Origin of the sequence: Streptomyces pathocidini (assembly GCF_001418495.1) — a bacterium.
Taxonomy (GTDB): Bacteria; Actinomycetota; Actinomycetes; order Streptomycetales; family Streptomycetaceae; genus Streptomyces; species Streptomyces pathocidini.
In genome coordinates this window covers 1-8,034 of the sequence record NZ_LIQY01000199.1, presented here as the reverse complement: position 1 = coordinate 8,034, position 8,034 = coordinate 1, and the positions used below count along the sequence as shown (strand labels likewise).

At 72.0% G+C, this 8,034-nt stretch carries 7 protein-coding genes and 3 pseudogenes; 7 read left to right on the top strand and 3 right to left on the bottom strand.

The genetic code is table 11. The annotated features are described in order from the left end of the window. Nucleotides 1-11: 11 nt before the first annotated feature. Nucleotides 12-476 (bottom strand): annotated as a pseudogene (locus AOK16_RS11445) (TAXI family TRAP transporter solute-binding subunit); the annotation flags it as partial. Between the two features lie 85 nt (nucleotides 477-561). Further along, entirely contained in the window at nucleotides 562-975 is a 414-nt protein-coding gene (locus AOK16_RS11440; protein WP_055472145.1) for a VOC family protein, read from the bottom strand. Nucleotides 976-1,183: 208 nt separating this feature from the next. Between AOK16_RS11440 and miaB the strand changes: the two genes are divergently transcribed. Further along, nucleotides 1,184-2,743, top strand: coding sequence for a tRNA (N6-isopentenyl adenosine(37)-C2)-methylthiotransferase MiaB (gene miaB, locus AOK16_RS11435; protein WP_055472144.1), 1,560 nt, complete (start codon nucleotides 1,184-1,186; stop codon nucleotides 2,741-2,743). Between the two features lie 42 nt (nucleotides 2,744-2,785). Then, a complete protein-coding gene (locus tag AOK16_RS11430; RefSeq protein WP_055472147.1) occupies nucleotides 2,786-3,514 on the top strand; it encodes a class III extradiol dioxygenase subunit B-like domain-containing protein in 729 nt (242 codons plus the stop codon). 131 nt (nucleotides 3,515-3,645) lie between these two features. On the opposite strand, the gene AOK16_RS11425 is transcribed toward AOK16_RS11430, so the two are convergent. Beyond that, nucleotides 3,646-3,873: an antitoxin gene (locus AOK16_RS11425; RefSeq protein WP_055472143.1), complete on the bottom strand. Its 228-nt coding sequence runs from the start codon at nucleotides 3,871-3,873 to the stop codon at nucleotides 3,646-3,648. A 230-nt stretch (nucleotides 3,874-4,103) separates the two neighbouring features. Between AOK16_RS11425 and miaA the strand changes: the two genes are divergently transcribed. From miaA to AOK16_RS28180, 5 genes and pseudogenes are all read left to right on the top strand, one after another. Beyond that, complete coding sequence (gene miaA, locus AOK16_RS11420; protein ID WP_055472142.1) at nucleotides 4,104-5,042, top strand: tRNA (adenosine(37)-N6)-dimethylallyltransferase MiaA; 939 nt, start codon at nucleotides 4,104-4,106, stop codon at nucleotides 5,040-5,042. 107 nt (nucleotides 5,043-5,149) lie between these two features. Beyond that, nucleotides 5,150-5,608 (top strand): hypothetical protein, encoded by a 459-nt coding sequence (locus tag AOK16_RS11415; protein WP_055472141.1) that lies wholly within the window; start codon nucleotides 5,150-5,152, stop codon nucleotides 5,606-5,608. Nucleotides 5,609-5,687: 79 nt separating this feature from the next. After that, complete coding sequence (gene dapF, locus AOK16_RS11410; RefSeq protein WP_055472140.1) at nucleotides 5,688-6,593, top strand: diaminopimelate epimerase; 906 nt, start codon at nucleotides 5,688-5,690, stop codon at nucleotides 6,591-6,593. Between the two features lie 189 nt (nucleotides 6,594-6,782). Beyond that, a pseudogene (locus AOK16_RS11405) lies at nucleotides 6,783-7,725 on the top strand (HD domain-containing protein); the annotation flags it as partial. Nucleotides 7,726-7,727: 2 nt separating this feature from the next. Then, nucleotides 7,728-8,034 (top strand): annotated as a pseudogene (locus AOK16_RS28180) (bifunctional (p)ppGpp synthetase/guanosine-3',5'-bis(diphosphate) 3'-pyrophosphohydrolase); the annotation flags it as partial.

The following is an 8,034-nucleotide window of genomic DNA, read 5'->3' as shown; positions in this document are numbered from 1 at the left end:
CCCGATCACCGCTGACCGATCCCCACCCGCTTCCCGCGCAGGTCGGCGGTTCGCCGTACATCCGAGTCAGCCGGGACGACGAGCTGCATGTAGTCGTCGTACAGCCGCGCGCAGGCCCGCAGCCGGTCGGCGTCCCTGCCGCCCTCGTCGCGGTAGGCGGCCACGGCGTCGGAGGTGGCGATGGTGAAGTCCGCCTCCCCGGAGATCAGCCGCCGGATGTTCTGCACCGACCCCTCGCTGGACCGCAGTCGGACGTCGATGTCGGGGAGGTCCTTGGCCAGATACCGCTTCAGCAGCTCGCCGTACCGCGCGTAGACCCCCGTGGGCACGCCCGTAGTGAAAGCCACCGCGCCCTGCGGCGACGCCGGCTTGCCGAACGGCTGCATCCACCACAGCAGCAGGGCGAGCGCGACCGCAGCCGCCGCCGCGGCCTGCGCGGCGCGGCGCCTGCCGATGCGGAGGAGTGCCGTAACCATGCGGTGATCCTGCCAGGCCACCACCACGCCCACCAGGCCTGTGGATAACCGCCCGGCATCGCTCCCCGGCAGAGCGCGAGGCAGGTCAGCCCTGCTGCTGGCTGATGTTGACCATCCAGTCGATGCCGAACCGGTCCGTGCACATGCCGAACTCGTCGCCCCACATCTGCTTTTCCATCGGGACCGAGACGTTGCCGCCCTCCGACAGCTTCTGCCAGTAGCCGCGCAGCTCGTCGGCGTCGTCCCCGCTCAGGCTCACCGAGATGTTGTTCCCGGGCTTGTACTCCATCCCCGGTGGGTTGTCCGCGCACATGAGAGTGAAGCCGCTGCTGGTCTCGAGCATGCCGTGCATGATCTTCTCGGCGTCGTCGCCGTGGCCCCCGCCGAACTGCCCGTAGGTGTTCAGCGACAAGGTCCCGCCGAAGACACTCTCGTAGAACTCCATAGCCTGCCGCGCCGTGCCGTCGAAGCTGATGTACGGGTTGAGTCGAGAAACCACCGGATTCTCCTTCCATCACGGATTCCACTCTGAATTCCGCCGTGAAATCCATGCTTCACAGACCGCCGGATCTCCGCCACCGGAAATCCCGCCGGAGCCACGCCGCCGGAAAACCCGAAGACGCCCGGGCGGGGCCCTTATCCGGCCGCTATCCGGCCGCCGGTCTCCGCGGTCCGGTGGTGTCCCACGCACCGCCTACCCTTGTTGCATGACCAGCAGCGACCGGAGCCAGGCAGTGGACGTCACGCACACGTACGAGATCCGCACCTACGGGTGCCAGATGAACGTCCACGACTCCGAGCGGCTCTCCGGCCTGCTGGAGGACGCCGGCTACGTCCGCGCCCCGGAGGGCACCGGCGAGGGCGAAGCCGACATCGTCGTCTTCAACACCTGCGCGGTGCGGGAGAACGCCGACAACCGGCTCTACGGCAACCTCGGCCGGCTCGCCCCGATCAAGGCCAGGCGTCCCGGGATGCAGATCGCCGTCGGCGGCTGCCTCGCGCAGAAGGACCGCGACACCATCGTCAGGAAGGCCCCCTGGGTCGACGTGGTCTTCGGCACCCACAACATCGGGAAGCTGCCCGTCCTGCTGGAGCGCGCCCGCGTTCAGGAGGAGGCGCAGGTCGAGATCGCCGAGTCCCTCGAGGCCTTCCCGTCCACCCTGCCGACCCGCCGCGAGTCGGCCTACGCGGCCTGGGTGTCGATCTCCGTCGGCTGCAACAACACCTGCACCTTCTGCATCGTCCCGGCGCTGCGCGGCAAGGAGAAGGACCGGCGGCCCGGCGACATCCTCGCCGAGGTCGAGGCCCTGGTCGCCGAGGGCGTCACCGAGATCACGCTGCTCGGCCAGAACGTCAACGCGTACGGCTCCGACATCGGGGACCGCGAGGCCTTCTCCAAACTGCTGCGCGCCTGCGGAAAGGTCGAGGGCCTGGAACGGGTCCGCTTCACCTCCCCGCACCCGCGCGACTTCACGGACGACGTGATCGCGGCGATGGCCGAGACCCCCAACGTCATGCCGCAGCTGCACATGCCGCTCCAGTCCGGCTCGAACCCCGTACTCAAGGCGATGCGCCGCTCGTACCGCCAGGACCGCTTCCTCGGCATCATTGAGAAGGTCCGCGCCGCGATGCCGGACGCCGCCATCTCGACCGACATCATCGTGGGCTTCCCCGGCGAGACCGAGGAGGACTTCGAGCAGACGATGCACGTGGTGCGCGAGGCGCGTTTCGCGCAGGCCTTCACCTTCCAGTACTCCAAGCGCCCCGGAACCCCCGCCGCGGAGATGGCGGACCAGATCCCGAAGGAGGTCGTGCAGGCCCGCTACGAGCGGCTGGTCGCCCTCCAGGAGGAGATTTCCTGGGCCGAGAACAAGAAGCAGGTCGGCCGCACCCTCGAGGTCCTGGTCGCCGAGGGCGAGGGCCGCAAGGATGGCGCCACCCGGCGCCTGTCCGGCCGCGCGCCCGACAACCGGCTCGTGCACTTCAACCCGAGCCTGCGGGGACCGGACGACGAGCGCGGCACACCCCCCGGGGAGCCGGTGCGCCCGGGCGACGTGGTCGAGGTCGAGATTACCTACGCCGCTCCGCACCACCTGCTGGCCGAGGGCCCGGCCAAGGGCGTCCGGCGCACGCGCGCGGGCGACGCCTGGGAGCGCCGCAACGCGGCTCCGCCCGCCCCGACCGGCGTCATGCTCGGCCTGCCCAAGGTGGGTGCCCCGGTGCCCGAGCCGGCATCGGCATCGGCGCCGGCCTGCGGCTGCTCCTGACCGGGCGCGGCGCCCGCGGACGCCGGCGCTAGGGTGCGGTTCATGCTTGCCGCAGCCGCCGTGTGTCCCTGTCCGCCCCTGCTGGTCCCCGAGGTCGCGGCGGGAGCGGCCCACGAACTGGACGCGCTCCGCGCCGCCTGCTCGGACGCCGTCTCGGTGCTCGTCGCCGCCCGTCCCGACCGCCTGGTCGTGCTCGGCCCGGCGGACGCGGCCGGGCGCGGACCGCATCCCCAGGGCGCGAAAGGCTCGTTCCGCCCCTTCGGGGCCGACCTGGAGGTGCACCTCGGCGCGGACCAGGACGCGGTCTCGGCCGAACCAGGACCTGAGCGCTTCCTCCCGCCGTCCCTCGCCGTCGCCGCCTGGCTGCTGGAGCGTACGAACTGGTCTGCCGCCCCTGTCGTAGGGCTCGGCGTGGGGGAGTCGCTCGCCGGAGACCGCTGCGCCCGTACCGGCCGCGAACTGACGGCGGGGGAGGAGCGGACCGCTCTGCTGGTGATGGGCGACGGCAGCGCCTGCCGGACCCTGAAGGCCCCCGGTTATCTCGACGAGCGGGCCGCCGGCTTCGACGCCGCGGCCGCCCGCGCCCTGGGCGCCGCCGACACCGCGGCCGTCCTCGCACTCGACGAGGAGCTGGCGTACGAGCTCAAGGCCGCGGGCCGTGCCACCTGGCAGGTGCTTGCGGGCGCGGCAGAGGACGCCGGACTGAGCGGCACGCTGCTGTACGACGAAGCCCCGTACGGGGTCGGCTACTTCGTGGCGACCTGGTCGTAGCCGAATCGGACCATGAAGCCGGACCATGGAGGGGGATGCCCGAGACGTGACGAACGGCCGCGCGGCACATGACGTGCTCCACGGCCGTTCGTCAGGGATCGAGAGGTCGAAGCGGTCAGTCAGAGAGAGGCTCAGGTGCCGGGGCCGCCTTCGTCCTTCTTGTCGCCCAGGCGGTCGATGGACTCCTTGGTCTTGTCCCTGCCGGTGTCGATCTGGCCGCTGTACTTGCCCTGGGTCTTCTCGTCGGCCTTCTTCGCCGCCGTATCAACCCCTTTATCGATCTTGTCCCCGTGCTGGCGTGCCGCGTCCTCGGCCTTGCCGCGGTTCAGCTTGGCCTTGACCTTGTCCATCATCCCCATGGGCCGGACACCTTCCTCGTCGGAGGATTCGCTTCTGGCGTCTGCACCGGTTCGTCCGCGACGGACGCGAAGCGTTCAAACCATGCAAAAACGCCCATTTCGCCTCTCCAGCCTACTCGTGCGAGCGAAATCCCGCGCCCTCCGGAGTGCCCGCTTGCCTGGCCGGAAAGGGCCGCCCCTGCCGTCGGCGCTCATTCGGGGAACGCCCGGAGGTTTGCGAAACTGGGTCGGTGAGTAGCACAACGCCCGTACCCCGGGTCATCGCCGTCGTCGGCCCCACCGCGGCCGGGAAGTCCGATCTGGGCGTAGCCCTGGCCCAGCGCTTCGGCGGCGAGGTCGTCAACGCCGACTCCATGCAGCTCTACCGCGGCATGGACATCGGCACCGCCAAGCTGACGCCCGGGGAGCGCCAGGGCGTGCCGCACCACCTCCTCGACATCTGGGACGTGACGCGCACCGCGAGCGTCGCCGAGTACCAGCGCCTGGCGCGCGTCGAGCTCGACCGGCTGCTGGCCGCGGGCCGCACCCCCATCCTGGTCGGCGGTTCCGGCCTCTATGTGCGCGGGGCGATCGACGCGCTGGAGTTCCCGGGCACGGATCCGGAGGTACGCGCGCGTCTGGAGGCCGAGTTGACGGAACGCGGCTCGGGCGTGCTGCACGCCCGGCTCGCCGAGGCGGACCCGGAGGCGGCCCGGGCCATCCTCCCCAGCAACGGCCGGCGCATCGTACGGGCGCTGGAGGTCATCGAGATCACCGGCCGGCCCTTCACGGCCAACCTCCCCGGCCACGAGGCGGTTTACGACACGGTGCAGATCGGCGTGGATGTCGAGCGGCCCGAGTTGGACGAGCGGATCGCGCTGCGGGTGGACCGCATGTGGGAGGCGGGTCTCGTCGAGGAGGTGCGCGCCCTGGAGGAAGTGGGGCTGCGCGAGGGGCGTACGGCCTCGCGTGCGCTGGGCTACCAGCAGGTGCTCGCCTTCCTGGCGGGGGAGTGCACCGAGGACGAGGCGCGCGCCGAGACCGTGCGCGCCACCAAGCGCTTCGCGCGCCGCCAGGACTCGTGGTTCCGCAGGGACCCCCGGGTGCACTGGCTGAGCGGGGCCGCCGACCGGAGGCCGGAACTCCGGGCGCACGCGTTGATGTTGGTCGAACGGACGGTCACAGCCTGATCACGTGATGGCATCGGGACGCTCCGCACGTCTTCGCGGCCCAAGGGAGCGTGCCATCATCGAGCTTCGATCGACCCGTGATGTCTGACCTGGGAGGGCGCGTGGCGATGGAGGCCGGCCCTCGCGATCAAACGCAGCCGCAAGAGGAGCAGCCGCACAGGCCCGGGCCCGGCGGGCTCACGCCGGACGGCCCCGACGGCACCGACGGCGGGCCCGGGGCCACGGGTGGCGAGTCGTTCCGCGAACTGCGCCCGCCGAGGCGGCTGCGGATCTGGCAGATCGCCCCGATCGTCGGCCTGGCTGCCGCCGGATCGCTGATGTTCGCCTTCCCCCTCGCCTTCGAGTTCGGCGACGGCGGCGCGGTGGTGGCGATGCTCGGGCTGTTGATCAGCTGCTGCGCCGCGGGATGGGGCATGATGGCCGGCCGCCGCGTGGGCCACACCTGGCCCGGCCTGCCCGCCCGCGGCTCGGACGCCCGCTGCGACTGGCGGGTCGTCGCCCTGTACGCGCTGGTGGTCACCACCGTCGCCGTCCTCGCCATCTGGCGCGTGGCCCGCCTCCGCTGAGTCCCGGCCGGGCGGGCAGGGTCGGGCGCCGACCTGTGCCGCCACCGCGTATGCCCCCGCGGGCCCGTACGATCGGGGTGTGAGCACTCCCCGCATCCCCTTCCTCAAGGGCCACGGCACCGAGAACGACTTCGTGATCGTGCCCGACCCCGACAACACCCTCGACCTGCCCCCGGCCGCCGTGGCGCGGCTGTGCGACCGGCGGGCCGGGATCGGCGGGGACGGGCTGCTGCACGTCGTGCGCTCCGCGGCCCACCCCGAGGCAGCCGGGATGGCGGACCGGGCCGAGTGGTTCATGGACTACCGCAACAGCGACGGCAGCATCGCCGAGATGTGCGGCAACGGCGTACGCGTCTTCGCGCGCTACCTCCAGCGCGCCGGCCTGGTCGGCGAGGGCGACCTCGCGATCGCGACCCGGGCCGGCGTCCGACGGGCCCACATCGCCAAGTCGACCGCCGCCCACGGCGGTTCCGCCGCGGCGGAGGGCGACATCACCGTCGGCATGGGCAAGTCCCTCCTGGCGGAGGGCGAGTTCACCGTCTCGGTGGGGGAGAGCCGCTGGCCCGCCCGCAACGTCAACATGGGCAACCCGCACGCCGTCGCCTTCGTCGAGGACCTGGCCCAGGCGGGCAACCTGTTCACCGCCCCCGCCGTGCACCCCGCCTCCGCCTACCCGGACGGTGTGAACGTCGAGTTCGTGGTCGACCGCGGACCGGCCCACGTTGCCCTGCGCGTGCACGAGCGCGGCGCGGGCGAGACCCGCTCCTGCGGCACCGGCGCCTGCGCCGTCATGGTCGCCGCCGCCCGCCGCGACGGGATTGACCCGGCCGTGACCGGGCGCCTCGCCACGTACACCGTCGACGTCCCCGGCGGACGGCTGGTGATCTCCGAGCACCCCGACGGCACCGTCGAGATGACGGGGCCCGCGGTGATCGTGGCCGAAGGCATGATCGACCCGGACTGGCTCTCGGGCACCCCGTCCTGACCCCGACCGGCCGCTCCGGCCGGTCCCAACCGCCCCCGCCCGATCTTCGCTCGAATGGGTGATCCGTTTCACGCTGGGCGAGAGCCGGTCAGCGGCGCGTGATGGGCTCGATAGCATCAAGCACCGGCCAGGACGCCGGTCGCCCACCCGGGTGACCGGGCCCCGCCGGTCGACGCTGCCGGAGGTGCGATGAGCGCAGGGGCCACCAACCCGACACCGCCCGTCCGCAGGCGCGGCCGCCCCCGCATCGACCTGCGCAGGATCGGCCGGGCCGCGCTGCTCGGCCCCACGCCCCGCGACCGCCTGCCGGACGCGATCGACCACGTGGCGAAGGTCCACCGGGCACACCACCCGGGCGCCGATCTCGACCCGCTGCGGCGGGCCTACGTCCTGGCCGAGTCCTCACACCGCGGCCAGATGCGCAAGAGCGGCGAGCCGTACATCACCCACCCGCTGGCCGTCACCCTGATCCTCGCCGAACTGGGCGCCGAGACCACCACGTTGACCGCCTCCCTCCTCCACGACACCGTCGAGGACACCGACGTGACGCTGGACCAGGTACGGCGGGAGTTCGGCGAGGAGGTCGGCTATCTCGTCGACGGGGTCACCAAGCTGGAGAAGGTCGACTACGGCGCCGCCGCCGAGCCCGAGACCTTCCGCAAGATGCTCGTCGCCACCGGCAACGACGTCCGCGTGATGTCCATCAAGCTCGCCGACCGGCTGCACAACATGCGCACCCTCGGCGTCATGCGCCCCGAAAAGCAGGCCAGGATCGCCAAGGTCACCCGGGACGTGCTGATCCCGCTGGCCGAGCGGCTCGGCGTGCAGGCGCTCAAGACCGAGCTGGAGGACCTGGTCTTCGCGATCCTCCACCCCGAGGACTACGAGAGCACCCGCGGCCTCCTCCTGGACCACACCAGCCGCCCCGAGCCCCTGGAGTCCATCGCGGCCGACATGCGCTCCGTGCTCCGCGAGGCGGGCATCGCCGCCGAAGTCGAGGTCAGGCCACGCCACTTGGTCTCCCTGCACCGCGCCCGGCTCAAACGCGGAGAGCTGGGCGCCGCGGGCTTCGGCCGGATCCTGGTGCTCGTCAACGAGGACGCCGACTGCTACGCGGTGCTGGGCGAGCTGCNNCGCCGTGGCCTCCCGGGAGGGCGGCGAGGTCGCCGAAGTCCTCATCCGTACGCACCAGATGCACCTGGTCGCCGAGGCCGGAGTCGTCGCGCTCGGCAACCCGTACGCGCCGACAGTCGAGGACGCCGACGTGGGCGAGGCCCCGGACGGCGAGCGCGCCGACCCCACCCGGCCCGGCTGGCTGTCCCGGCTGCTGGCCTGGCAGCAGGACGCGACCGACGCCGACACCTTCTGGATCTCCCTGCGCGACGACCTCGCCCAGGACCGGGAGATCGCCGTCTTCCGCGCCGACGGCGGCACCATCGGC